This is a genomic window from Ruegeria sp. YTSA168 (assembly GCF_059610045.1).
Genome location: NZ_JBXWMW010000002.1, coordinates 379,468 through 405,443 on the forward strand (window position 1 = coordinate 379,468; position 25,976 = coordinate 405,443).

Annotated in this window: 24 protein-coding genes and 1 riboswitch; of the genes, 7 read left to right on the forward strand and 17 right to left on the reverse strand. The window is 57.9% G+C overall.

The window, feature by feature from the left end:
• The first annotated feature begins 15 nt into the window (after window positions 1-15).
• Both betB and betA read left to right on the forward strand, forming a co-directional pair.
• On the forward strand, window positions 16-1,467 hold the full coding sequence (betB, locus tag AC2FFE_RS05515; protein WP_496817957.1) for a betaine-aldehyde dehydrogenase: 1,452 nt from the start codon (window positions 16-18) through the stop codon (window positions 1,465-1,467).
• An 11-nt stretch (window positions 1,468-1,478) separates the two neighbouring features.
• Entirely contained in the window at window positions 1,479-3,122 is a 1,644-nt protein-coding gene (gene betA / locus AC2FFE_RS05520) for a choline dehydrogenase (protein WP_496846231.1), read from the forward strand.
• Window positions 3,123-3,247: 125 nt separating this feature from the next.
• Here betA and AC2FFE_RS05525 read toward each other — a convergent pair whose 3' ends face one another.
• From AC2FFE_RS05525 to AC2FFE_RS05535, 3 genes are read right to left on the reverse strand one after another with little or no spacing between them, the layout of a single operon-like run.
• Window positions 3,248-4,861 (reverse strand): AMP-binding protein, encoded by a 1,614-nt coding sequence (locus tag AC2FFE_RS05525; RefSeq protein WP_496846098.1) that lies wholly within the window; start codon window positions 4,859-4,861, stop codon window positions 3,248-3,250.
• A gap of 16 nt (window positions 4,862-4,877) precedes the next feature.
• Window positions 4,878-5,687, reverse strand: coding sequence for a methylthioacryloyl-CoA hydratase (dmdD, locus tag AC2FFE_RS05530; protein WP_496817954.1), 810 nt, complete (start codon window positions 5,685-5,687; stop codon window positions 4,878-4,880).
• 22 nt (window positions 5,688-5,709) lie between these two features.
• Window positions 5,710-7,473, reverse strand: coding sequence for an acyl-CoA dehydrogenase family protein (locus AC2FFE_RS05535; protein ID WP_496846099.1), 1,764 nt, complete (start codon window positions 7,471-7,473; stop codon window positions 5,710-5,712).
• A gap of 207 nt (window positions 7,474-7,680) precedes the next feature.
• Between AC2FFE_RS05535 and AC2FFE_RS05540 the strand changes: the two genes are divergently transcribed.
• From AC2FFE_RS05540 to nrdF, 5 genes are all read left to right on the forward strand, one after another.
• Window positions 7,681-8,610, forward strand: coding sequence for an AraC family transcriptional regulator (locus AC2FFE_RS05540; RefSeq protein ID WP_496817951.1), 930 nt, complete (start codon window positions 7,681-7,683; stop codon window positions 8,608-8,610).
• Between the two features lie 34 nt (window positions 8,611-8,644).
• Window positions 8,645-8,837, forward strand: a riboswitch (cobalamin riboswitch).
• An 83-nt stretch (window positions 8,838-8,920) separates the two neighbouring features.
• A complete protein-coding gene (gene nrdH / locus AC2FFE_RS05545) occupies window positions 8,921-9,142 on the forward strand; it encodes a glutaredoxin-like protein NrdH (protein ID WP_039530729.1) in 222 nt (73 codons plus the stop codon).
• 3 nt (window positions 9,143-9,145) lie between these two features.
• Window positions 9,146-9,571 (forward strand): class Ib ribonucleoside-diphosphate reductase assembly flavoprotein NrdI, encoded by a 426-nt coding sequence (nrdI, locus tag AC2FFE_RS05550; RefSeq protein ID WP_496817950.1) that lies wholly within the window; start codon window positions 9,146-9,148, stop codon window positions 9,569-9,571.
• Window positions 9,553-11,676: a class 1b ribonucleoside-diphosphate reductase subunit alpha gene (gene nrdE, locus AC2FFE_RS05555; protein ID WP_496846100.1), complete on the forward strand. Its 2,124-nt coding sequence runs from the start codon at window positions 9,553-9,555 to the stop codon at window positions 11,674-11,676. The genes nrdI and nrdE overlap by 19 nt, the downstream gene beginning before the upstream one ends.
• A 13-nt stretch (window positions 11,677-11,689) precedes the next feature.
• On the forward strand, window positions 11,690-12,661 hold the full coding sequence (gene nrdF / locus AC2FFE_RS05560; protein WP_496817948.1) for a class 1b ribonucleoside-diphosphate reductase subunit beta: 972 nt from the start codon (window positions 11,690-11,692) through the stop codon (window positions 12,659-12,661).
• Between the two features lie 43 nt (window positions 12,662-12,704).
• Here nrdF and AC2FFE_RS05565 read toward each other — a convergent pair whose 3' ends face one another.
• From AC2FFE_RS05565 to AC2FFE_RS05630, 14 genes are all read right to left on the reverse strand, one after another.
• On the reverse strand, window positions 12,705-13,400 hold the full coding sequence (locus AC2FFE_RS05565) for an RraA family protein (RefSeq protein ID WP_496846101.1): 696 nt from the start codon (window positions 13,398-13,400) through the stop codon (window positions 12,705-12,707).
• Window positions 13,397-14,092, reverse strand: coding sequence for an alpha/beta fold hydrolase (locus AC2FFE_RS05570; RefSeq protein WP_496817946.1), 696 nt, complete (start codon window positions 14,090-14,092; stop codon window positions 13,397-13,399). The genes AC2FFE_RS05565 and AC2FFE_RS05570 overlap by 4 nt, the downstream gene beginning before the upstream one ends.
• Window positions 14,089-15,210, reverse strand: coding sequence for a cobalamin-independent methionine synthase II family protein (locus AC2FFE_RS05575; protein ID WP_496846102.1), 1,122 nt, complete (start codon window positions 15,208-15,210; stop codon window positions 14,089-14,091). Before AC2FFE_RS05575 ends, AC2FFE_RS05570 begins: the two co-directional genes overlap by 4 nt.
• Window positions 15,211-15,219: 9 nt before the next feature.
• The gene (locus AC2FFE_RS05580; protein ID WP_496846103.1) at window positions 15,220-15,822 is read right to left on the reverse strand and encodes a class I SAM-dependent DNA methyltransferase; all 603 of its coding nucleotides are present in this window, start codon (window positions 15,820-15,822) and stop codon (window positions 15,220-15,222) included.
• Window positions 15,819-16,778, reverse strand: coding sequence for a cupin domain-containing protein (locus AC2FFE_RS05585; RefSeq protein ID WP_496846104.1), 960 nt, complete (start codon window positions 16,776-16,778; stop codon window positions 15,819-15,821). Before AC2FFE_RS05585 ends, AC2FFE_RS05580 begins: the two co-directional genes overlap by 4 nt.
• Before the next feature lie 150 nt (window positions 16,779-16,928).
• Window positions 16,929-17,903, reverse strand: coding sequence for a nuclear transport factor 2 family protein (locus tag AC2FFE_RS05590; RefSeq protein WP_496846105.1), 975 nt, complete (start codon window positions 17,901-17,903; stop codon window positions 16,929-16,931).
• Window positions 17,900-18,919, reverse strand: coding sequence for a LacI family DNA-binding transcriptional regulator (locus AC2FFE_RS05595; RefSeq protein ID WP_496817941.1), 1,020 nt, complete (start codon window positions 18,917-18,919; stop codon window positions 17,900-17,902). The genes AC2FFE_RS05590 and AC2FFE_RS05595 overlap by 4 nt, the downstream gene beginning before the upstream one ends.
• Entirely contained in the window at window positions 18,919-19,686 is a 768-nt protein-coding gene (locus AC2FFE_RS05600; protein WP_496817940.1) for an SDR family NAD(P)-dependent oxidoreductase, read from the reverse strand. The genes AC2FFE_RS05595 and AC2FFE_RS05600 overlap by 1 nt, the downstream gene beginning before the upstream one ends.
• Before the next feature lies 1 nt (window position 19,687).
• Entirely contained in the window at window positions 19,688-20,740 is a 1,053-nt protein-coding gene (locus AC2FFE_RS05605; RefSeq protein WP_496846106.1) for an ester cyclase, read from the reverse strand.
• Entirely contained in the window at window positions 20,737-22,068 is a 1,332-nt protein-coding gene (gene hisD, locus AC2FFE_RS05610; protein ID WP_496846107.1) for a histidinol dehydrogenase, read from the reverse strand. Before hisD ends, AC2FFE_RS05605 begins: the two co-directional genes overlap by 4 nt.
• Window positions 22,069-22,079: 11 nt before the next feature.
• Window positions 22,080-22,610, reverse strand: a complete 531-nt coding sequence (locus AC2FFE_RS05615) for an ester cyclase (RefSeq protein WP_496846108.1) — start codon at window positions 22,608-22,610, stop codon at window positions 22,080-22,082.
• A 134-nt stretch (window positions 22,611-22,744) separates the two neighbouring features.
• On the reverse strand, window positions 22,745-23,626 hold the full coding sequence (locus AC2FFE_RS05620; RefSeq protein ID WP_170535375.1) for a carbohydrate ABC transporter permease: 882 nt from the start codon (window positions 23,624-23,626) through the stop codon (window positions 22,745-22,747).
• A gap of 1 nt (window position 23,627) precedes the next feature.
• Complete coding sequence (locus AC2FFE_RS05625; RefSeq protein ID WP_496846109.1) at window positions 23,628-24,656, reverse strand: carbohydrate ABC transporter permease; 1,029 nt, start codon at window positions 24,654-24,656, stop codon at window positions 23,628-23,630.
• A gap of 65 nt (window positions 24,657-24,721) precedes the next feature.
• Window positions 24,722-25,948 carry an ABC transporter substrate-binding protein gene (locus AC2FFE_RS05630; RefSeq protein WP_496846110.1) on the reverse strand — a complete coding sequence of 409 codons (1,227 nt, stop codon included), beginning with the start codon at window positions 25,946-25,948 and terminating at the stop codon, window positions 24,722-24,724.
• Window positions 25,949-25,976: the final 28 nt, after the last annotated feature.

A 25,976-nucleotide genomic window follows, 5' to 3' on the forward strand; every position in this document is an offset into this window, starting at 1 on the left:
TAACGGAATATCAAGATGGACTTTCAACCAAAGGCCAGCCATTTCGTGAATGGCGCCTATATCGAGGATGCAAACGGCACCCCGATTTCCTGCGTCTTCCCGGCAAATGGCGAAGAAATCGCACGCCTACATTCGGCCACGCCTGAGATTGTTGAGCTTGCCGTCAAATCGGCGCGAGCAGCGCAAATCCAGTGGGCCAAACAAACCGGAACCGAGCGGGGCCGGGTGCTGCGCCGCGCCGCAGACCTGATCCGCGCCCGCAATCATGATCTGTCCTGGTTGGAAACCCATGACACAGGCAAACCGCTGCAAGAGACGATCTGCGCCGATGCAACCTCGGGCGCAGATGCGCTGGAGTATTTCGGCGGGCTTGCCGCCAGCGTGACCGGCGAACATATCCCGCTAGGCGAAGATTGGGCCTATACGAAACGCGTCCCTCTGGGCGTGTGTGCCGGCATCGGGGCGTGGAACTATCCCACTCAGATCGCGTGCTGGAAAGGGGCCCCTGCTCTGGCCTGCGGAAACGCGATGGTCTTCAAGCCGTCCGAGTTCACGCCGTTGAGCGCACTGAAGATTGCCGAGATTCTGGTCGAGGCCGGTGCACCCGCCGGTCTGTTCAACGTCATACAAGGCTATGGCGATGTGGGCGCGGCGCTGACACAGCATCCTGATATCGACAAAGTCTCACTAACCGGCTCGGCTGCGACCGGGGCCAAGGTCTATGCCTCGGCTGCAGCGGGCATGAAGCATGTGACAATGGAACTGGGTGGAAAGTCGCCTCTGATCATATTCGACGACGCGTCGCTTGAAGAGGCGGTTGGCGGCGCGCTGCTGGGCAACTTTTATTCAACTGGTCAGGTCTGTTCCAACGGAACGCGCGTCTTTGTTCAATCCGGGATCAAGGATCGCTTTCTTGAACGGCTGATCGAGCGGACATCCAAGATCATCATCGGCGATCCCAGGGACGAAGAAACCCAGATGGGGCCGATGGTGTCGGCCCGCCAGCTTAAGATCGTCGAGGGCTATATCGCCAAAGGCAAGGCCGAAGGCGCAACCCTCGCCTATGGCGGTGCATCGATCGACAGAGATGGGTTCTTTGTTGAACCGGTCATCTTCTCGGATGTGCACGATGACATGACCATCGCGCGGGAAGAGATTTTCGGCCCGGTCATGTCGATCCTTGAATTTGAAACCGAAGACGAGGTGATCACCCGTGCCAATGACACCGAATTGGGGCTGGCAGCAGGCGTTTTCACCTCAGACCTGACGCGCGCGCATCGGGTCATTGACCGCTTGGATGCGGGCACCTGTTTCATCAATTCCTACAACGACGCACCGGTCGAAATCCCTTTTGGCGGGATGAAGAAATCCGGCGTCGGGCGCGAGAACTCGAAGGCTGCAATCGAACATTACAGCCAACTCAAAACAGTTTTCGTGCGAATGACACCTGTTGAGGCACCGTACTGATCATGACCAAGCTGAGTGCAGATTACATCATCATCGGCGCAGGCTCTGCCGGGTGTGCGATGGCCTATCGGCTGTCAGAAAATGGCAAACATTCGGTACTGGTGATCGAATTTGGCGGCTCGGATGTAGGGCCCTTCATCCAGATGCCTGCGGCGCTGTCCTACCCGATGAACATGCCCCTATACGATTGGGGGTTCCAGAGCGAACCGGAACCCCAATTGAACAACCGACGGTTGGCAACGCCACGCGGTAAGGTTATCGGTGGATCGTCATCAATCAACGGGATGGTCTATGTCCGTGGTCATGCGCTGGATTATGACCATTGGCAGGATGCCGGTGCTGATGGCTGGGCCTACAAGAACGTGCTTCCCTATTTCAAGCGGATGGAAACCTGGAACAGCGCCGGGCATGGTGGCGACCCGATGTGGCGGGGTACGAACGGGCCGCTTCATGTGACGCGCGGCCCCCGAAAGAACCCGCTGTTTCACGCCTTTGTCGAAGCGGGCCAGCAGGCCGGATACGAGTTGACCGAGGACTACAACGGCGAAAAGCAAGAAGGCTTTGGCCCGATGGAGCAGACCGTTTACAAAGGTCGACGCTGGTCTGCTGCGAACGCCTATCTGAGGCCAGCCCTGAAGCGCGAGAACTGCCAGCTTGTCCGCGCCTTTGCCAAACGGATCGTGATCGAAAACGGACGCGCGACCGGTGTCGAAGTGATCAACGGATCAAAAACCGAGGTTCTGCATGCAAACCGCGAGGTGATTGTTGCGGCCTCATCCATCAACTCCCCAAAACTGCTGATGCTGTCCGGCATTGGGCCGGCGGCGCATCTAAAAGAGCATGGGATCGACGTTGTCGCCGACCGACCCGGGGTTGGACAGAACCTGCAGGATCATCTGGAACTCTATATCCAGATGGCCAGTAAGCAGCCGATCACGCTGTATAAACACTGGAACCTGTTCTCCAAGGCCGTGATCGGAGCGCAATGGCTGTTCTTCAAAAAGGGTCTCGGGGCGTCGAACCAGTTTGAATCGGCTGCGTTTTTGCGGTCTGACCCTGCAAAAACCTATCCGGATGTACAGTACCATTTCCTACCTATGGCGGTGCGGTATGATGGCAAAGCCGCTGCCGAAGGTCATGGGTTTCAGGCACATGTCGGCCCAATGCGGTCCCCCTCTCGCGGATCAATCCAACTACGGTCGGCAGACCCGCTGGCCGCGCCGGAAATCCGGTTCAACTATATGAGCACCCAGCAGGACTGGATCGATTTTCGCAGGTGCATCCGCATGACGCGCGAGATTTTCGCACAGGATGCGTTCAAACCTTATGTGAAATCCGAGATCCAGCCCGGCGCGGCGTTGCAATCCAATGAGGATCTGGACGGGTTCATCCGCGAACATGCCGAGAGCGCGTATCATCCTTGCGGCACTTGCAAGATGGGCCGGGCCGATGACAAAACAGCCGTAGTCGACCCGGAATGCCGCGTGATCGGAGTAGACGGGCTGCGCGTTGCCGACAGTTCAATCTTCCCACGTATCACCAACGGGAATCTGAACGGACCCTCGATCATGGTCGGGGAGAAAGCGTCTGATCACATTCTGGGTCAGACGCCGCTGCCACCGTCAAATGCCAAGCCCTGGTTGCACGCGAGTTGAAAATTGATGCGCGGTCGCACCGGAGCCGATCTCCCCAAGGCCGTGCGCTAGGGCAGAGAGGCCTACGTTCTCCCTCCCGGCCTATGGCGTCACAAGCCACCTCGGGCTACCAGTTAGCGTCAGCGTCAAAGCTTCAATGCTTTGACGCGTTCGCGTAGCTGGAATTTCTGGATTTTGCCGGTTGAGGTCTTGGGAAGGATCTCAAAAACAACCGCTTTTGGGGCTTTGAATCCAGACAGATGATCGCGACAGAAGGTGATGATGTCCTCGGCGTTTGCCTCGGCCCCGTCGCGCAATTCGATAAAGGCGCAGGGGACCTCTCCCCATTTCTCATGCGGCATTGCAACCACGGCGGCGGCCTGAACCGCGTCGTGGCGATACAGCACCGCTTCGACCTCAACCGATGAGATGTTTTCGCCGCCCGAGATGATCACGTCTTTCAGCCGGTCGCGGATCTGGATGTAACCATTCTCATGCATCACAGCTCCGTCGCCGGACCAGAACCAGCCGTCCTCGAAGGCATTCGAGGACGCCTCGGCGTCTTTGTAATATCCGGCCATGACCGTGTTGCCCCTAATGGCAATCTCACCTTGCGTGGCACCATCGCGCTGTACCGGCGCGCCGCTGTCACGGTCGATCACCGTGACCTCTTCGACCATCGGAAAGGCGATGCCCTGTTGGGCTTGCAACTCGGCCTGTTCCGCTGGGCTTAGATCGTTCCACTCCTCCTGCCAGAGGCATTGCGAGATGTGACCGTAAGTCTCGGTCAGACCATAGACCTGCATGACGTCAAATCCCATCGCGCGGGTCTTTTCCAAGACCGAAGGGGGCGGAGGCGCGCCTGCGGTCAACACGCGGATCGCAGGTTCAAACGGGGCGGCGTCGCTTTCGGCTTCGGCCAGCATTTGCAGCACGATGGGGGCGGCACCGAAATGGGTCACACCATGGGTGCGGATCGCCTCCAGAACACGGTCTGCGACGGGCGCGCGCGTAAAGACAACCGTACCTCCTAGCATTGCCATCAGCCAGGGATGCCCCCAGCCGTTGCAGTGGAACATCGGCACGACGGACAGGTATACCGGATAGGGCGGTATCTGCCACGCGGTGCCCGTACCCAACGCCATCAGGTAAGCGCCACGGTGGTGATACACGACACCCTTGGGGCGGCCAGAGGTGCCCGAGGTGTAGTTCAGCGCAATTGCGTCCCACTCATCTTCGGGAAGATTTATCGGCAAGGGCGGGGCCGCGGCCAGCGCCTCATAGGTCTGGCCACCGAGGCTTTCACCAGTGGCCGCAGGATCGGCGATTTCGACCACAGGTATTGTGCGACCCAGCAGATCAAACGCTTTGGACAGAAGCGGCACCAGTTCCCGGTCCACGATCACCAGCTTAGTGTCCGCATGGTCCAGGATATAGGCGATGGTTTCGGGCTCGAGCCGGGTGTTGAGCGTATTCAGCACCCCTCCAGTCAGGGGCAGGGCAAAATGCAGCTCAAACAGTTCCGGGATGTTCGGGCTGAGGACCGAGACCGTATCGCCCTTCTGCACGCCAAGTGTTGCCAACCCACTAGCCACCGCGCGAATACGGGTGGCGGTTTCCGCCCAGCTTCGTCGGATGTCACCATAGATAACGGCCGTGCGCGCGCCGTGCAGGGATTCCGCGCGGCGCAGGAAGGACAAAGGTGACAAAGGCACATGGTTGGCCCGTGTCTTCTGAAGAGCTTCGAAATGGAGGCGCATCCGGGTCCCGCCTGTCTTAGCTGTTGGGCCGCACGCGGGCGGCGGTTTTGTTGGCAAAGGCTTCCAGCCGTTCGCGGGCAGCAGGTTGGGTGTTGACCACGCCACCGACCACGGCTTCGGCATAAGCTGCATCCATGCCGGACATGTTATTCAAGTGGCTGATCGCCGAACAGATTGCAAAATTGGTCAGAGGTAGGTTCTGTGCGATTTGCTCGGCCAGTTCCATTGCCTTGGCCATGCTGCCGCCGTCTTCAGTGATGTACTGCGCCAGTCCCAGATCGACGGCCTCCTGCCCCTGGTAGACGCGACCGGTCAGGATCATGTCGATCATGCGGTATTTGCCGATCATGTCCGATACGCGGATGGTTGCGCCTCCGCCCGTGAAAATCCCGCGCTGACCCTCGGGCAAGGCGAAATAGGTGCCGGGGTCGATGACGCGGATATGGGCGGCGCTGGCAAGCTCCAGCCCGCCGCCAACCACCGCGCCTTTCAGGGCGGCGATGATCGGCACACCACCATATTCCATCTTATTGAACGCCTCGTGCCAGCGCAGGCAGACATGCATGAAGTCATCCGGGCTGCGGTCGGCTTTCCAGTGTTCGACCAGATCAAGCCCCGCGCAAAAGTGATCGCCCTCGCCGGTCAGCACAACAGCCCGAACGTCGGCCATACGTGCGCCGCTGAAAAAACGGATCAGCTCCTCGATCGTTGCCACATCCAACGCATTGCGCTTGGACGGGCGGTTCAGGGTCACAACATAGAGGCCGTTGTCACGCTCGGAAATCGCGAGGTTCTCATAGGTGGCGGGGTTCACGACATCATTCATGAGTCAGATCCTTATAAAGGCGTTATTCAGGGAAGTCCGCGTCAAGCAAGCTGCGCGCGCCGTGCAGAATGCGGGCGTGTTCGGCGCTGCATTCAGGCAGGATGTGCAGGGCGAAAAACAGCGCGGTGGCGATCTTTTGTGTCATGAACTCGGTGTCCTGTCCCGCTGCTAGGGCTGCCTGCGCGGGGGTGATGCTTTTGGCCAGTTTCCAACCTGCGGCGAGTGTACCTGAAAGCATCAGAAACGGAACCGAGCCCGCAAAAGCGGCGTCGATATCTTTGCGGCTACTATCAAGCAACCACTCCAGCGCTTCCTCAAACACGCCGCGTGCCTTTGCTAGGCTTGCGCCGATGACCTGCGCAGTAGCATCGCCTTCTGCCAGCTCGGCCTCGGTCGCCGCAATGCGGGCGGCGAACCGGCGGGCGGTCTCGCCCCCGTCGCGCATGACCTTGCGTCCCAGAAGGTCGTTGGCCTGAATGGCGGTGGTACCTTCGTAGATCGGTAGAATACGGGCATCGCGGTAATGCTGTGCGGCGCCGGTTTCTTCGATGAAGCCCATGCCGCCGTGGATCTGAACCCCCTGCGAGGCAACCTCGACCGCGCGTTCCGAGCAGAAGCCCTTGACCAGCGGAACCATGAACTCGGCCAGAGCGGCGATCTCCGGGTCTTCCTGATGGTGTGCGATGTCCAGCAACCCGGCTGTGGCCGCCGCCATCGCGCGACCACCCTCTGTCAGGCTGCGCATCCGCATCAACATGCGGCGCACGTCGGGGTGTTCGATGATCGCCACCGCCTCCTTGACCTGACCATTCACGGGGCGGCTCTGGACCCGGTCCCGCGCATAAGTCAAGGCGCGCTGATAGGCGCGTTCTGATGTCGCGACGCCCTGAACACCGACGGAAAAGCGCGCGGCGTTCATCATGATGAACATGTATTCCAGCCCGCGGTTTTCCTCACCGATCATGAACCCGATGGCGTCCTTGTATTCCAGCACAGCAGTCGGACTGGCGCGCACGCCCAGCTTGTGTTCGATGCTGACACAGTTCACCGAGTTCTCGGCCCCGACCGAGCCATCCGCAGCCACCATCTTCTGAGGGACAATGAATAGGCTGAGACCCTTCGGTCCCGCAGGTGCATCAGGCGTGCGCGCCAGAACCAGATGTATGATGTTCTCTGTCAGGTCATGCGCACCATAGGTGATGAAAATCTTGGTGCCAGAAACGCCATAGCTGCCATCCTCGCGCTGCACCGCCTTGGTCGAGACGCGACCCAGATCGCTGCCCGCCTGCGGTTCGGTCAGGTTCATCGTGCCCGACCAACGCCCGGCAATTAGCGGCTCTAAGTAGATGGCTTTCTGCTCATCCGATCCAGTCAGCAGTAATGCCTCGATCGCGCCATCGGTGAGCAGTGGGCATAGGCCAAAGCTCATATCGGCAGCATTCAACATCTCAACCGCCGCTGCGCCAACGGTTTTCGGAAGACCCATTCCGCCGTACTCCACTGGATGGGTCAGGGCCTGCCAACCCATTTCGACGAATTGTGCATAGGCTTGCGCGTCCCCTTCAGGCATCGTCACCCGCCCATTGTCGAACCGGGCACCCAGCGTATCGCCGATATGGGACAAGGGTGCGATTTGTTCACTGCAGAACCGGGCGTAACCCTCCAAAGCCGCGCCAATATCCGCCAGATCATAATCCGCATACACCGCCATCGAGGATACCTGGTCCCAATGAGACAGGTGTTCAATACAGAACATCAAATCCTGCACGGGCGGTTGATAGGACATGCCTGTTTCCTTTCGACGACTATGGTTTCACGTCATGTATCTACGCGAAGACTTGCAGATAAGCTCATATCTTGACAAGATTGTATCCGATTACGCCAATTCGAAGCCGTTATGACCCGTCCTGACCCCATCTCTCTGACCACCGTATCAGCGGGTTTTATCCAGGATTGGCTGGACGCTCTTAGTTCGTGTTGCACACCGTCGGTAATGCGTTCACTTCTTGCGCGCTCGGGGCTGCAACCTGGCTCGATGGCATCGACCCAGCGCGTTACCCTGAATGAAATCGCACAGCTCTATCAGCTGGCCGCGCCCGAGACCGGCGACGAAATGATGGGGCTGTGGAGCCGCCCAATCCGGCCTCGCGCCCTGCAACATCTGGTGACCGTGCAACGCGAAGCAAGCAGCCTGACCTCGGCCCTGTATCGGTACTCGACATTCTGGAACCTGTTGCTGGATGATTTCCGGCTGGATTTGCACTCAGAGTCTGATCAGGTGGAGCTAAAGCTGTTCCCTTATCTGAATCACACTCGCGCGCACCGCTTTGGTCATATGTTGATCCTGAAATTGGCGCATGGGCTTTTGTCCTGGCTCAGCGGGGCAGAGACGCCGGTCAGAACTGTGCACTTTGCCTTTCCCCGCCCCGATTTCGCAGCCGACTATGCCGTGGTGTTCCCCTGCCCCGTTGAATTTGACGCGCCGCAGACAAGCATTCTGTTCGACCCGAATGAGTTTACGCGCCCGATTGCACGCAGTTCTTCCGAAGCCTCTGTATTCCTTCAACGCGCACCCCTTGATTGGATTTTCACCAGCTCACGTGCGCATACCAGCAGCCTGCGGGTTCGCGCCTTTCTATACGGCGCGTCCTGGCAATCCTGTCAGTTGCCGGATGCTGCTCAGGCCCTGAAAATGACACCACGTACGCTGAACCGGCGGTTGAACGAAGAAGGCACATCCTTTCAGGATATCAAGGACGCGCTACGCCGTGACATCGCCATAGGTGCCCTGCAACAGGGACAGGATAGTATCGAGCAGATCGCCTATGACACCGGCTTTTCAGCCCCAGCAAATTTTCACCGGGCCTTTCGGAAATGGACAAGCCGGACGCCCGGGTCGTACAAAAATAATCTCATCCCATAGCGACGCTATATATTGACATCAACCGCCTGACAGACCCAATATAGTGTTGCTTCGGTTCTTTCGATTCATATCGGAAGCTAAGAGGGAAACCGGTGGAAAACCGGCGCTGCCCCCGCAACTGTAAACGGAGAGTTCGGCTGAACACGCCACTGAAAGCGTGCTTTTGGGAAGGCCAGTCCGAACGTCGATCCGCAAGCCAGGAGACCTGCCGGGCGAGACTGATAACCACGAACGGAGGGTTCGGGGGCGTGATTGGGGCCTGTTTAGCCCTTGCGTCCTCGACTTTGAACTAAAAAGGACAGAGGACGACATGAGCATTACCGTATATTCTAAACCCGCTTGCGTACAATGCACCGCCACCACACGTGCACTGGATGCCAAAGGTATTTCCTATGACGTCGTTGACCTGACCGAAGATGACAGCGCCATGACCCATGTGACCGAGCTGGGCTATCGTCAGGCCCCCGTAGTTGTGGCAGGCAGTGATCACTGGTCGGGTTTCCGCCCCGACATGATCGCCCAACTGGCCTGACCCATGACTGCGCCGCTCCCGGCGCTGGTTTATTTCTCATCGAAATCCGGAAACACCCACCGCTTTGTTTCGCGGCTGGGCCTGACCTCTTTCCGCATTCCGAACGGAATGGACCCGCTGTCTGACCCTGGACACCCCTATGTGCTGATCAGCCCCACCTATGCCGATGGCGAAGGTCGTGGGGCGGTTCCAAAACAGGTGATCCGGTTCCTGAATGATCCAGGCAGACGCGCCGGGATCGTCGGAGTGATCGGCACAGGCAACCGCAATTTCGGTGCGACCTACGCTTTGGCTGGTCGCATCATTGCCCAGAAATGCAACGTACCGCTGCTCTATTCGTTTGAGCTGGCCGGAACAGAAACTGATATCGCCCGCGTCCGCGCAGGGCTGGAAAAACTAGGGAGACATCTATGCTCGACAGCAGCGTAAACGAGCAAGACTACCACGCGCTGAACGCGATGCTGAACCTCTATGACGGCGAGGGGAAGATCCGGTTCGATGCCGACCGTATAGCCGCGCGGCAGTATTTCCTGCAGCATGTGAACCAGAACACGGTGTTCTTCCACTCGCTGGATGAAAAGCTGGGGTATCTCGTGTCCGAGGGCTATTACGAAGTGGCCGTTTTGGACCAATATTCCAAGAACTTCATGCGTAAAATCTGGGATGCGGCCTATGCCAAGAAATTCCGGTTCCCAACCTTTCTGGGCGCATTCAAGTACTACACCTCCTACACGCTGAAGACTCGCGATGGGCAGCGCTATCTTGAACGCTATGAGGATCGTGTTGTCATGACCGCGCTGGCGCTGGCGCGCGGGGATGAGGCGCTGGCGATGTCGTTCATGGAAGAGATCCTCGAAGGCCGTTTCCAACCCGCCACGCCCACCTTCCTGAACGCAGGCAAAGCCTCGCGCGGAGAACTGATCTCGTGCTTTCTGCTGCGGCTAGAGGACAACATGGAAAGCATCGGGCGTGGCATCAACTCCGCCCTGCAACTGTCTAAACGCGGCGGAGGTGTAGCACTGTTGCTGACCAACATCCGCGAACATGGCGCGCCGATCAAAGGGATTGAGAACCAGTCCTCGGGCGTGATCCCGGTGATGAAACTTCTGGAAGACAGCTTTTCCTACGCCAACCAGTTGGGCGCGCGGCAGGGGGCGGGTGCGGTGTATCTGAACGCACACCACCCGGACATCATGCGCTTCCTCGATACCAAGCGCGAAAACGCCGATGAGAAAATCCGCATCAAGACGCTGAGCCTTGGCGTAGTGATCCCCGATATCACTTTCGAGTTGGCGAAGAAGAATGCCGATATGTATCTTTTCTCGCCGCATGACGTCGAAAAGGTCTATGGCGTGCCGTTCTCGGAAATCTCGGTGACCGAGAAGTATCACGAGATGGTCGATGACAAGCGCATCCGTAAATCCAAGGTCAACGCGCGCGAATTCTTCCAGACAATTGCCGAGATCCAGTTCGAGTCTGGCTACCCTTATGTAATGTTCGAAGACACGGTGAACCGGATGAACCCCATCGCGGGCCGGATCAACATGTCGAACCTGTGTTCCGAGATTCTGCAGGTGAACGAGGCGTCCGAGTTCAACGATGACCTCAGCTATTCCCATCTGGGCACGGATATCTCGTGCAACCTCGGCTCATTGAACATCGCCAAGACGATGGATGGCGGTGATCTGGGCCGCACCGTCGGGGCTGCGATCCGCGCGCTGACGGCAGTGTCCGAGATGTCGGCGATTGACTCGGTGCCGTCGGTGCGTCGGGGCAATGATGAAAGCCACGCGATTGGTTTGGGTCAGATGAACCTGCACGGGTTCCTTGCCCGCGAACACATCCACTATGGCTCGTCTGAGGGGGTTGAGTTCACATCCGTTTACTTTGCCACCATGGCCTATCACGCGATCCGCACCTCTTGCGATCTGGCGCAGGAGCGCAAGGCATCGTTCAAGGGGTTCGAGAAGTCCGACTACGCCTCAGGCACCTTCTTTGACAAATACACCACCCGCGATTGGCTGCCCGAAAGTGAGCGGGTCAAGGCTCTGTTCGATGGCATGACCCTGCCCACGCGCGAAGACTGGGCAACGTTGAAGACCGATGTGATGAAGCACGGCCTCTATAACCGCAACCTTCAGGCGGTGCCGCCAACCGGGTCGATCAGCTATATCAACAACTCGACCTCTTCGATTCACCCCATCGTCTCGAAGATCGAAATCCGGAAAGAGGGCAAGATCGGCCGCGTCTACTATCCGGCAGCATTCATGGACAATGACAACCTTGAATACTACCGTGATGCCTATGAGATCGGCCCCGAGGCGTTGATCGACACTTATGCGGCGGCGACCGAACATGTCGATCAGGGCCTGTCGCTGACCCTGTTCTTTCCGGCCGAGGCCACGACCCGCGATATCAACCGTGCGCAGATCTATGCGTGGAAGAAAGGCATAAAAACCATTTATTACGTGCGTCTGCGCCAGGAAGCCCTCGAAGGGACCGAGGTGCAGGGCTGTGTATCCTGCTCGTTGTAAGGGGCCCGTGACAATGAAAGACATGATCCAAACCAAGATCCCCCGCGCCATCAACTGGAACCGGCTGGAAGATGACAAGGACCTTGAAGTCTGGAACCGACTGACGGTCAATTTCTGGCTACCAGAGAAGGTGCCGCTGTCCAACGACATCCAAAGCTGGGCCACGCTGACGGACCATGAAAAGCAGCTGACAATCCGCGTCTTTACGGGCTTGACTCTACTGGACACGATCCAAAACACGGTTGGTGCACCTGCCCTGATGCCCGATGCTGTCACTCCGCATGAAGAGGCCGTGCTGACCAACATCGCCTTTATGGAAGCGGTGCACGCACGCAGCTACTCTTCGATCTTCTCGACGCTGTGTTCGACCAAGGAAATCGACGAAGCCTTCCGCTGGTCCGAAGAGAACCCGCATCTGCAAGCCAAGGCCGAGGCGATCCTGAAAACCTACGCGCCCGGCAACGATCCGCTGAAACGCAAGATCGCGTCGGTGTTTCTGGAAAGCTTTCTGTTCTATTCGGGCTTCTATCTGCCAATGTATTGGTCCAGCCGCGCCAAGCTGACCAACACCGCAGACCTGATCCGCCTGATCATTCGGGATGAGGCCGTGCATGGCTATTACATCGGCTACAAATTCCAGCGCGGCTACGAGAAGTTGTCCGAAGCTCAACAGCAGGAGCTGAAGGACTATGCCTTTGGCTTAATGTTCGAGCTTTATGGGATTGAGAACCAGTACACCGAGGAACTTTATGATGAGATCGGCCTGACTGAGGATGTGAAGGTCTTCCTGCATTACAATGCCAACAAGGCGCTGCAAAACCTCGGGTTCGAAGCGCTGTTCCCACCCGAAGTCTCTGAGGTGAACCCGGCAATTCTGGCCGCCCTCAGCCCGGACAGTGAAAACCACGACTTCTTCTCGGGCTCCGGCTCCTCCTATGTCATCGGCAAGGCGGTTGCGACCGAAGACGAAGACTGGGATTTCTGAATCAGACCGGGCAGCGCAGGTTCAGGACTGATTGGTCCTGAACCTAAGTCCGCGAGGCCTCAAATGCCGCCCAAGCCGTTTCAAAGGCTTCAAAATCAAACCCGGCAGCGCGTGCCGGTGCCAGGATCAGTCTCTCGGTTTCCAATAGCTTGATGATTGCCTGTTCCAACTGGCCCACGACCTCGGGCGGAATCACCAAAGCGCCGTGGCGGTCAGCGTGGACAAGATCGCCATTCTGAATCTCTAGGCCGAATATCGACACCGGGGTGCCGATTTCGCGCACATGCACGAAACCGTGGCTTGGCCCGATTGACCCGGCTACAACCGGGAAATCATCCGGCAGATCACCCAGATCACGCATCACACCGTTGGTCAGCGCACCGCTGATGCCGAACCCTTTGTGGACGGTGGTATTGATCTCGCCCCAATAGGCGCCGATGCAGTCGGGATAATCAAGGTCTTCAACCACGGTAACAGCCGGGCCAGTTCCGGTTGCCATATGTCGATAGTAGTCCATCCGGCGTTGGCGGATCACCTCGGGCAGTTCTGTCGGCGGATTCACGGCGGCAATCTTTGCAGTGCGGGCGTATCCGACCATGGGTTTGGCATCGGGGTCCGAACACAGCATGGTTCCGCGGGTAAACGCGTTGAACCCACGCTTACCCTGCGCCGCTTCAATCGCGTTGCAAACCGTTGGGGTATCGACCGATCTGAGCAGGTCCAGAAGGGTTTGTTTCATATCGCCTCCAACCAGCGGGCCACAGCCGCTGTTGTTCTCTCGGGTTGTTCCAATGTGGGCAGGTGGCCTGCATCTTCGATGACCTCCAACCGGCTTTGGGGCATCATGCTATGCATCAACTCGTGGCGCGAAACCGGGCAGAGCGTATCCTCGCGCCCGCATAGCACCAGTGCCGCACCCTGAAAGGCCCGCAAGGTCGCGCTTTGATCCGGGCGATCTCGAAGCGCCTTGGATTGATTGACAAAAACCTCAGGCCCAAGGTCGGACGCCATTTCCATGCACAGGTTCAGAATTGCGCTACGATTTGGGCCATCCGTCAGGTAATTAGGCTTCATTTCCTCGGCCATCACCGCGCGCAACTGGCCACGCATGACGGCGTCGATCTGAGGTTGGCGTCTGACTTTGACCTCATCTTTTTCCGCCAATGGGTTGGTGTCCAACAGGGCCAGCCCGCAAACCCGATCCGGGGCCTGACCCAGAACCTCCATCGCCACAATCCCGCCCATGGACAGCCCCGCCATGGCAAAGCGCGGGGGGGCATATGACAGCACTTGCGCGGCCAGATCCTCCACCGTGTCGCACGCGCCAATCGGCGCGACTACAATGGGTCTGTGCCCTGACAACGCCGCGATCTGCGGCGCGAAAAGGCGCGCATCGCACATCATGCCCGGCAATAGAACAAGAGGGGTCATTTGAGCAGGGAAACCCCTTCGGACAGCGCCCCAAGCTTGGCGTAGGCAATGTCGGGATCCACCGCACCAAACCCGGCGAAGGTCCCAAAGCCGCAATCCGATCCGGCCACCACACGATCAGCGCCAACGATATCAACAAAGCGCTGGGTACGTTGGGCAACCACTTCAGGGTGTTCGACGAAATTGGTCGTGGTGTCGACCACACCAGGCACGAGCACCTTGTCGTCCGGTATCTCATCCTTACGGTCGCGGAACACGGTCCATTCATGCGCATGGCGCGGGTTCGAAGTTTCAAACAGCACATAGCGCGATTTGGTGTTCATCAGCGTTGTGAACACCTTGTCCATGCCGATGTCGCAGCAATGCGGCCCTTCGTAGTTGCCCCAGCAAATATGCACGCGCACTTTGTCGGCGGGCAGGTTTTGCAGCGCATGGTTCAGGGCCTCGACATGCATATCGGCAATCTTGACGAACTCTTCGTCAGAAAGATCCGTGAACAGCATATGGCGAGACAGGGCCAGATCGGGGCAATCCAGCTGCAGGTCCAGACCGGCTGCAACGATGGTTTCATACTCCTCCTTCATCGCATCGGCGAGCGCGGACAGATAGGCCTCGCGCGTGAGGTAGAAATCATTTTGCAAAAATAGCGAGATCACGCCGGGGCTCGCCGCGTTCATAAACCCTCGATCAACCCCGTGCTGCGCCATCGCCGCCTTTAGGTTATCGATATCCTTCTGCAACTCTCCCTGCCCTTTCGAGCGTACCTCGCCCACGCACATGGGGCGGGCATATTGCGGGGTGCCACCATCATCGGCCAGACGTTTCAGAAAACCCGGGAACATCTTCAAATCCGCTGGCGCATTGCGCGGGCTGTCCCCGGCAAATCCGGTGTAGCGATCTTTGACATAGGTCGCATATGAGATCTTTGAGGTCTCACCATCCGACACGATATCAACCCCGGCCTCCGCCTGTTTTCGGACGGTTTCAGCCACCGCTGAGGTCATGCATGCATCAAATGCGGCTTGATCGAACACCTCTTGATTCTCGCGGGCGAAAATGAAATCCACAACCTCCTGAGATCGCGGCAGAGACCCGACATGTGTTGTTTTGACGGTCATGAAACCTCCTTAAATCTTGCGTGCCATCAGCACGGTATGGCTTTGGGTTTCGGGATCTTTCGCCAGAAATCCGCTTAGGATCATCCCGTTGTCTTCGAGGCACGTGGCATAGCCCGCCGGCGAAAGCGATGCGTGATATACTAGTTCGCCACCGACGGCTCCTTGTTCCTCACCTGCGCTGGGGCCGACTGTCAGCATCAAAATACCCCCGCTGCGCAGATGTCGCGCCATTCGCGCGATGCAGGCTTTTTGCTCGTCCGCCGTCAGGTGGAAAAAGCTGTTCCAGGCAATGATCCCGTCGAATCGTTGGCTGAGTTCGAAGTCGCGCATGTCGGCCTGCTGCCAATCACCATCGGGCCAGCGGCTTCGGGCGATGTCCAGCATAGCCTGTGAAAAATCAACACCCGTGACGTTGAACCCCTCGGCCATGAACCAACGCGCGATTGGCTCGCCCGCACCGCACCCAAGGTCCAGCACATGATCGCCGGGTTTTAGGCTGGCGGTGAAGCGCGCCAGCCAGCGCGCTTCGAACAGGGCCCGCGAGCGTTGCTCGTCATAGGTCCTGGCCTGCCGTTCATAGACGGCATGGGTATCGTCGGGGTTTACGGTCATTCAACCCAGGTCGCCCCTGCCGGATCATCGGTGGCGGTGATCCGATACAGGCCCGCTTGCCCGGTCATGGACGGCGCGACGCTGTAGGTTTCACCGGGCAAGACCAGCGCGGTATCACCATTGGACAATGTGGCCTCAACATCGTTGATCGCAATCCGCCAATGGCCGCTTGCAGGCATCAGAACCACCGGTTTTTCCGCTTTATTCGGGTCGTTCACTGCTGATCCGCGGGCCAGGAAATCAACCTCAAACCCCGGCTTGTCTTTGATCAGGCCGTTTTCGCCAATCACCACCGCAGGTTTGTTGGCCGACAAAGCCATCAGGTCCCAATACCGGGCGACGTATTTGCCAATCACATCCTCGACCGGAACCTCTGGGTAAGCCTTCAGCTCCTCTTCGTTCAGCAATGGCATGGGTTGCACGTTGTGGGGCAATTCCTCGCCCTTCTTGCTATCATACAGCACGCCGTTATTGCCCAGCATCAAACCATGAGCTTGCGCATCCTCGATAACCTGCGGGGCCCAAGTGACGCCACCACCTGCATCGTCGCCGCCAAGGATCGACATGATCATGCCGTAGTCCTGACCCACATTTTCGAAGCCACGAAAGATACCGGTTGGGATGTTGAAGATATCACCTTCCTCGGCGATGAATTCACCCGCCGTACCGTAACGACCCCAGAAGAACCGCCAGCGACCTTTGGCGACAAAGAACACCTCAGCCGTGGTGTGGCTGTGCAGCGAGTTACGGCATTTCGGCGGTTGCCCCGCTGCGCCGATATTGAAACCGATCTTGTCGGTGATGTGGACGTGCTGATCAGGGCTTTCCGAAACGCCACCGCCCACAATGGTAAAGTTCTCTTTCTGGTCCGAGCCCGGCGTATGGGCGTCAATGAACGCGGTTTTGCAGGGTTGCAACTCGCCATAGCGAACGATGCGGCTTTGAATTGTACTCATGTCTGTCTTCCTTTTGTTTGGGGTTTCTGGTTCAAAACCCCAAAACCCGGCGGGCGGTTATTCAGCCTCCGCGCACGCAGACTGGCCCGATGGGCGTGGTAGCGCCGCATCGACTGTCGTGCGTCCAAATTTGACATTAGATGTCGCATGTTACAGATCGCCGGTTTTCAACAGAATTTGCTTCCAGACAGATGTTTCGTCGAACAGAGTGTATTCACGGCGCAGACCCCAGGGGCCAAACTCGGCATGGCTGATGCCAAGGATAAAGACCTCAGTGCCGGTTGGTTTGCCGAACACACCCCAACCGTCATGGGTGCCGTGCAGGGTCCATCGGATCGCTGCGCGCGGGGGCATCATGGGGTCCTCTCGACCGATCTGATGCTGAATTGAGAAGTCAGCATTCGGGAACGAGGCGCGCAAACCCATCCAGAACCGATCCACCGGCGCCCAACTGTGCCCGGTTACCCCGCCGGGATATTCCGACTGAACGGCCCGGTCGTATTCAGCCTCAACCGCGGCCATATCCGCGTTCATGATCCGGCTGAGGATATCGGCGTATTTCTCACCCCACTCGTTGTCATTGCCGGAACCCTTGTAAGGCCCTGGCTGCTCATTTGCCGGCGTATAAGGTTGCACGCAGACTTCGGGGCCGCCCTCGCGTGCGATCAGATCGCGGGCATAGTCCTTTGGATCCCAACCCATTTGCTGCACGATCGCGCTTTGATCCCGAACCAACCATTCATCGTCGATCTTGTTGTTGATCGCGTGACAATCAGCCAGGATGCGATAGACCAGTTTCTTGCCTGTTGCATTACCATAAACACCATTGCCCAAATGGGTCGCGGTCGAAATAATGCGGTGTGATGACAGCATCCCCTGTTCCGGGGTGCCTGACCAGATGACATCTTCACCCAGAAGCGTGCGATCGGGAAACTCGGCCAGCGTTGCCATGGTGGCTGCAATCACACCCTGATTGCCAACGACCACGGAACCCGGGGTGCGCACAACGATATCTGTACCGTAGTAATCATGCAGCGTGGCAATGCAGCGATCTTCCCAGATCTCCTTGGTGATCCCGAGTATATAGTCGGGAAAGTCTTTGAATTTGGGATCAAACCCCTTCATGTTTTCCATCCTTCAGGTATGCGGGCAGACCCGCGAATGATCAGTGGTCCGTCAATCTTAAGCTGTCTGGGTTCTATTTGCGGATCGTCAATCTTGCTAAGCAATATGTCCACGGTTTCGGCCACCATGCGATTGGCAGGCTGGCGGACTGTCGTCAGATCATAGCTGGGCCAGGCCGCAACAGCGACGTCATCATACCCCACAACGGACACGTCTTCGGGGATCTTCAGACCAAGTTCGAACCGCAGCGTATCCATCACGGCAATCGCCATATGATCGTTGGCCACAAAAACGGCCTCGGGCGGGTCCGAGGCAAACATCCGGCGCGCAGCCTCTTTCGCCTCTTCTGTGCCAAAATTGCCAATCTCACGGCTGTGGAGTGGTATACCTGCCCGATGCAAGGCGGCGGTAAACCCGGCTTCGCGATCTCGCTGTGTCGAGGCGCCTTCCCACCCGGCGATATAGCTGATCTTCTTGTGCCCGGCGGCCAACAGGAACTCGGCCACTTTCCTGCCACCGGCCAGATTGTCCGAGGTAACCGATGACATCGACGGATCGTCCTGACCCCGGTTGAACAAGACCATGGGCACCCCGGCTGACTGGCAGCGCGCAGACAAATCAGATGAGAGCGCGACCGAGGCTGCGATGATCCCATCCACCTGAAAATCCAAAATTTCCCCAACAACCTTGTCTATGTTCTGCGCCGAGTTGGATGCCATGAAAACCAGCGCATGATAGCCGCGTTCCTGCAACGTGTTGGTCAGTTTCTCCAACGCTTCCGGGTAGAACTGGTTGTTGAGATAAGCGACCACAAGCCCGATAATCCGACTTTTGCCTGACACCACCGCGCGGGCCAGAACATTGGGCCGGTATCCCAATTGGTCGGCCGCTTTGCGGACTTTTTCGATTGTTTTGGCGGATGCGGATGCACCGGGAGTGAATACACGACTGACGGCGGACTGGCTTACACCGGCCAGCCGCGCAACATCCATCGATGTGACTTTTTGCACTGCCATCAATCCGCTGTCCAACCTCCATCCACCATAAGTGACGTTCCAGTCACCAACCCCGAAGCATCGGAAGCCAGATAGACAACTGCACCCATGATATCTTCGATTTCGCCCGGACGGCCCAATTTGATCTTGTCCAGAATCCAGGCGCGCTTGTTCGGGTCCTCAAAAGTTGGGCGCGTCAGATCAGTCAGAATGAAGGTCGGACAAATGGTGTTCACGCGGATTTTGGCCGGGCCCAACTCCAACGCCATGGCCTTTGTAAAACCCTCGACCGCGAACTTTGTCGCGCAATAGACCGCACGCTCGCGCCCACCGACATGACCCATCTGGCTGGAGATATTGATCAGCGAACCGGGGCGCCCTGCGACCAACAATCCTTTGGCCACGGCCTGCGTCAGAAAATACGCGCCTTTGACGTTGATATTCATGACCGCGTCGAAATCTTCGGTCTTCGTGTCGACCGCCTTGCTGTGACGCGCCGAACCGGCGGAGTTCAGCAAGATGTCAAATGGGCCATATTCAGCCACGGCTCCAGCGGTCGCCTCTATATCGGTTACGTCCAGTTCAAGTACATCGGCAGACCACCCCCGAGATGTCATCTCAGCGGCAATCTCTTGCAATGCGTCTGTGCGACGCGCGGCCAGTGTCACCTCGGCCCCGTGTTCGGCCAATGCCACAGCGCAGGCCAGGCCAATGCCTGAGGACGCTCCGGCAACCAGGGCGCGTTTGCCGTTCAAATTGAAGCTGGGTGTTGTGGGGAATTGTGTCATCCTAAGCCTCGCCAACCGGAAACGGAATTTCACCCGGAACGCGGGCTTTGTTGAATTCGCCCAGTCGGGCAAAGACGTCAACACCAAGCTGCCGATAGACATCCAGCAGGTCGACCAGCACCCAGTTTTCGCGGATCAGGCCATTTTCAAGCCGCCAGAAATCAAGCGACCGCAAGCTGATCCGTTTGTCCGATGGTGCGATGCCCATCCACCCACCATGGGTGACGGTCTGGATCATGTTTGGCCAGCCGGTAACGGCCACGTAGTCGGCATCACCAAAGAAATGATGGGTAACATCATCGGCATGTTGCCCGCGATCCGGCATGCCATTCAGAAACGGTATCTGGTGCCAGTTGCGGAACCCGGCGATCCCCCGTGCGGTGCCGATGCCAGCAGGGCCGTACCAATTCATGCGCGGATGCCAGAACCGCTGCATCTCCATCACCTCTGGGCCACCCTGTTTTGGGTGTTTGGTGAGGTATGCCAACATCTCTAGGATATGATCACAGGACGCCTTTGACTGTGCCTCGTTCCACGGGCCGGGAACGATCCCATCCTGTGTTGCCGGACCCGGCACGCAGAATTCCAGCCCCAAGGACGGCGCCATCGGCCAAGCCTTGGCCTGCATCATGACTTCGGGGATATCCCAGATCGCCTGAGCCTCGACCACCTGACTTTCGGTGATCCGGTAGAATTCGTGAAACCGCATATGGGTCAAATGACCAGTAGGAGGTATATCCAGCCATGGCGCAACAAAAGTGCCGTAGTAGTGCCCCCCGCACCCGATCCAGTCATCCCCATGCTCGGTTCGGCCACCAACAACGATCCAGTCCCGCCGTTCCAGATCGGGCATCGCCCTCAACAGCGGCGCATAGCAGGTCTGATACAGCTCTTGCGGACCAACCAGATCGCCAAAAGGGCATGGCATATGAATTGTGGCATCCGAGGCAAGCGCGCCGTTAAGCGCCGCTTGCACCCGAACATCATCAAAATCGTGCATCGCCGCGCGAAGCGGCGCAATCAGCGCTTTATTCGCTGAATGCACGTCACTCATTCTGCAGCCTCGCGATAGGGTGCGCCTTCGCCATAAGGCACATTGATCCCGCCGTAGCGGCGCACCCTGATATTACATTGCTCGGCATGGCCAACAAAGCCTTCCAGCATACACAGGCGCGAGCCAAACTCGCCAATCATGGTCGCGGCCTCATCGGTGGTGACCTTCTGATAGCTATGAGTTTTCATGAACTTACCAACCCAGAGACCACCGGTATAGCGCCCGGCCTTCTTGGTCGGCAGGGTGTGGTTGGTCCCGATCACCTTGTCACCATTTGCCACATTGGTCCGTGGCCCAAGGAACAGCGCGCCATAGCAGGTCATGTTCTCCAGGAACCAGTCATCACGATCCGTCATCACCTGCACATGTTCGGAGGCGATGTCATCTGCCACTTGCAGCATTTCGTCATAGGTGTCGCAGACGATCACCTCGCCGTATTCGTCCCAGCTGACCCGCGCAGTACCCGAGGTTGGCAGGATACCCAGAATGCGCTCAACCTCGGCCAATGTATCTTCGGCCAGTTTGCGCGAATTGGTCAGCAACACGCAGGGGCTGTTATACCCGTGTTCGGCCTGCCCTAGCAGATCGGTCGCGCAGAGCTCCGCATCGGCGGCAGTTTCATCGGCGATGACCATGGTCTCGGTCGGCCCTGCGAACAGGTCGATACCCACACGACCAAACAGCTGGCGTTTGGCTTCGGCGACAAAGGCGTTGCCGGGGCCGACCAGCATATGCACAGGCTCAATCGTTTCGGTGCCAATTGCCATTGCGCCCACGGCCTGAATACCGCCCATGACATAAATCTCATGCGCGCCGCCCAGATGCATCGCTGCGATTACAGCTGCATTTGGCTTGCCATTAAACGGAGGGGTACAGGCGATGATCCGCGGCACTCCAGCCACTTTGGCAGTGGCCACCGACATATGCGCCGAGGCCACCATCGGGAACTTGCCGCCAGGCACATAGCAACCCACCGACTGCACGGGGATGTTCTTATGGCCAAGGATCACACCGGGCAGCGTTTCGACCTCGATATCCAGCATCGACTCCCGCTGTGCCTGCGCAAAGTTCATCACCTGCTCTTGCGCAAACTTGATATCCGCCAGTTCTCGGTCAGACAGCGAGGCGATCAGGTCATCAATCTGCCGCTGGCTCAGGCGATAGCTTTCGGGCGAATAATTGTCGAACTTCTCGGACAGCTCACGCACAGCCGCATCGCCGCGCGTTTCGATGTCTTTCAGGTTTGCCTCGACGACGGCGCGTGTTTTGGCGTCATCCTCGGCCCTGTCTGCCTCGGGTTTGCCGCGTTTGAGATATTCGATGGCCATTGTCCTGATCCTCAGTTGTCGGGCCGGGGTGGAGTTCTCTCTCCCCGGTCGAATGTTTCCCAGCCCTGCCCGTTGAACAGATCAACGCCAAGCTGGGCAGCAACATGGGCGAAATCGACATTCACCCAATTGTCGACGATCTTTCCGTCGACAACTTTCCAGAAATCCATGTACCGGATTTCAACTCTTTTCCCGGTGGGCGCGATCCCCAGAAACTCACCGGAATGAGTGGCTTCCTGGCGGCCAAAGGCGGCCGCCCATTCCCCCATGTAAAGACGCGCCTCATCAATGCAGGTCTTGTCCGAGAACGCCGCCTGGAACGGGCGTTGCCAGTTTTCCTGAAACTCCTGCAGGCCGGTCTTGGTGCCGCAGCCTTGATTGCCCATCCAGCGAAAGCCTTGGGCGAAAAACTCGCCAATATCGTCGATGCGGTGATCGTTCAGCCCGTCGACCATGCCCTCGATAACAGCGCGGGTTTCTTCTGTTTTGCTCATATCCGTGTCTTTGGTCAGCACGGCCTGTTCGGGGCGGGAACCCTTCATATTTCTCGTCCTTCAATAATACTTCTGAGATATTCCTGTCGAAAAAAGTGGTCAGTCCCCTGACAGAAAATCTCTTGGCAACCGGTTAAGCGCCGGGTGACGCCCAAGGGCTCTATATCTCGCACTCGCGCTCATCAGCCCTTGACCGCCCCGGCGGTCAGGCCACCTACAATCTGGCGCTGGAAAAACATAACCAGGATGAACAGAGGCACAGTGGCTGAAACCACGGCGGCGACCGCAAACATCACATTCCCTTCGGTTTGGGTGGTCCCGAGAAACGCCGCGATGGCGGGCACCATAGTGCGGTTGCTTTCAGACAGAAGCATCGCGCCGACGGCAAAGTCGTTATAGGCCAGCAAGAATGAGAACAGCCCGGTGGTAATCACGCCCGGCCACATCACCGGAATGATCACACGGCGGAATGCCTGAAACTGGTTGCAGCCATCGACTTTGGCGCTCTCGTCCAACTCGCTTGGGATGTTCTTGAAGAAAGAATGCAGCATCCACAGGGTGAACGGCTGGTTAATCGCCACTAGCACGATGATCGTGGTCGGCAGGATACCCCAGATGTTCCACTCAAAAAAAGGCAGCAGATAGCCTGAAACCAGCGTGATCGGCGGCATGGCGCGGAAGATCAGCGCCGTGATCAATAGCCAGAACGTGTAGTTATAGGATGACCGCGACAGCGCATAGCCCCCCAGTGTGCCAATGGTCAGCGAGATGGTGACCACAAAGAAACACACGATCCCAGTGTTCAGAACGTTGCGCCAGAACTCCTCTTGGATCCACGCACCCTCATATCCGGTGGTGGTGAAGGGCGAGCCATAGACTGCCTCGGTCCGAGCACCGGTCAGGGCATTGGTCCAGTCGGCGATCGAGAAGAAATCAAGTTCAACCTTGAACGAACCCCAGACCGTCCACAGGAATGGAAAGGCAGCTAGAACAAACCAAAGGAGCACGAACAGGGACGAGGCGACCCGAAGGCTTGTGGGCATTCTTTGTGCGCGGCTGGCCATGTTATCGTGCTCCTTTAAAGTCGCGCCAAGTGCGGACAAGCACGGGCGACAAAAGAATGGCGACCCCGATTATCGTCATCACCGAGGTTGCGGCTGCGGATGACAGCTGTCGGGTTTCACCGCCAAGGTCGTCGAATATAAAGGTGCTGAGAGATTGCGCGTGTGCTTGAGCGCTGAAACCGATGATTGGTTCAAACACCTTGAAATTGTCCATCAGCTGGATCAGAGCCACAAACGTGACCAGCGGCATAAGATGCGGAACGACCACAAACTTGACCTGTTGCCAACGGGTTGCGCCGTCAATCTGCGCGGCCTCGATCTGGTCCTGTGGCAGCGTTTGCAGCCCGGCATAGAACACGACGAAGGCAAACGGGGCCGAGCTCCAGACGCCGTAGACCATCAAGGCCACCCACATCAGCCCGGTCGAGGCCTTGAGGCTGAAATTCGGATCTCCGGCCATGTACACAAGGGCGTTTCCAATAACACCGCGACTGTCGATCATCCAGAACAGGATCAGCGAACCGATCAGCGGCGTGACGATCATCGGCAGAAGCGAGAAGAAGATCATCAGCCCTTTGAGGTGCCGATGCAGCGAGTTTACGGCCAGCGCAATCACCAGCCCCAGCAGGATCGTCAGCGGCGTCACAATGAAGGTGAATGTCAGCGTAAACGCCATTGCACGATAGAATGGCAGGTTCCCGAGATTCGAGAAAAAGCCGCCCAATGTCTCGTTGGCGGCCCACATCTGGCTGATTTCCTGAATTGCCAGGTGGCCACGGTCAAAATAGATGCCCAGCCCAACAAACCGGCCCAAAGGTTGCGCCTTGCGCAGAGCGGCAGTGGCCTCCTGGTCGATGGTCGTTTCTGTAGTGCAGCCGATCAGCGGGGTGCAGCTTTCAACCTCCAGCAAAACGGCAGGATGTGGTGCGAAGATCGATTGGATCACCACCGATACGATGGGCATGGCGATGAACAGCAACATCGCAAGTCCTGTGGGCAGGAAGAACCAAAGGAATGTCTTATGGCGCATGTTGCAATCCTCGCGTCGTTTGGTTTGTGCGGGCGGCCATCAGAGGCGCCCGCACAAGGGGCGTCTTACTGCAGGTAGCCTTGCTCAATCGCGGCAGCGCGATAGGCGGCCTCAACATCGGCAAGCGCCTGTTCAGCGCTTTCCTTACCCTGCATGAAGTCCGCAAGCTCATTGCCAAGCGCGCTGTGCATCAGGCCCATGTACGGCAGCATCGGATAGGCAGGTGTGCCCATTTTGGCTGCTGCAAACACGCCTTCGGCATCAGCGGCGGGCTCGTAGCCTTCGATCAACCAGACCGCCAGCGGCGTGGTCTCATCGTTCAGCATGTCCGGACGGATACCGTGTTTCATGGCGATGAACGTGGCTTCGGCCTCTTCATCCGAGATATTCTTGCCGACAGTCCAGCCATCCCACCACAGGGTCGACGCGGGAATTTCACCACCGCCAACGGTCAGCGGCGCGCCAATTGCGTGGCCGTCGATCACCTCTTGCAGCACGCCTTCGGTGGTGGTCTGCTGCGATGCGCGCGACCCCCACATGTTCATGATCGCAACATTACCCGCACGGTATTCGGCGTTGGTGGCGTTCGAGTCATGGGTCAGGAAGTCGGGGTTCATGTATTCCGACAGGGCCTTCATCATGTTCAGAGCGTTGACACCAGCCTCGGAATTCACACTGGGCTCAGCCGTGCCGGGTTTAAAGTGCTGGCCGCCATAACCCAGGAACATATTGTTGAATTCCTGCGCCAAGTTCCAACCCGATGCATAGGCACCGCCGACCGGATTCTGCATGATGCCCTGCTCGCGAATAGCCTCGGCCACTTCGAGCATTTCTTCGTAGGTGGTTGGCACTTCGACACCGGCCTGTTCCAGCACATCCTTACGGTACATCAGGTGCTGCGCATTCGCCATGAAGGCGACGGCCATGATATCATCGCCAATCTTGATCAACTGTCCCGGCTGCAGATCCTGACCATGCTGTTCCACCAGATCGTTCAGCGGGCGGATGACGTCTTCGTTCATCAACGCCACGATCGAGCTGTTGGCGATGATGGCGCTTGTGTATTCCGACGGGTTGCCAGACAGACCGGCCACGTTGATGGTCTGATGCTCGGATGTCAGGTTGGATTCAACCGACGCCCCGGTGCATTCCTTTGCACCGGCCGCAACCGCCTGAATGGCCGCGAATTCGTTGCCAACAATATTGACCCGCCCTCCGATTTCGCAGGCATATCCTGCACTTGCAGCAAAGGCGGCGACTGAACCAGCCAACGCAATTCTCTTTAGAAACATAGTACTTCTCCCTAAATGGAATGGGTGC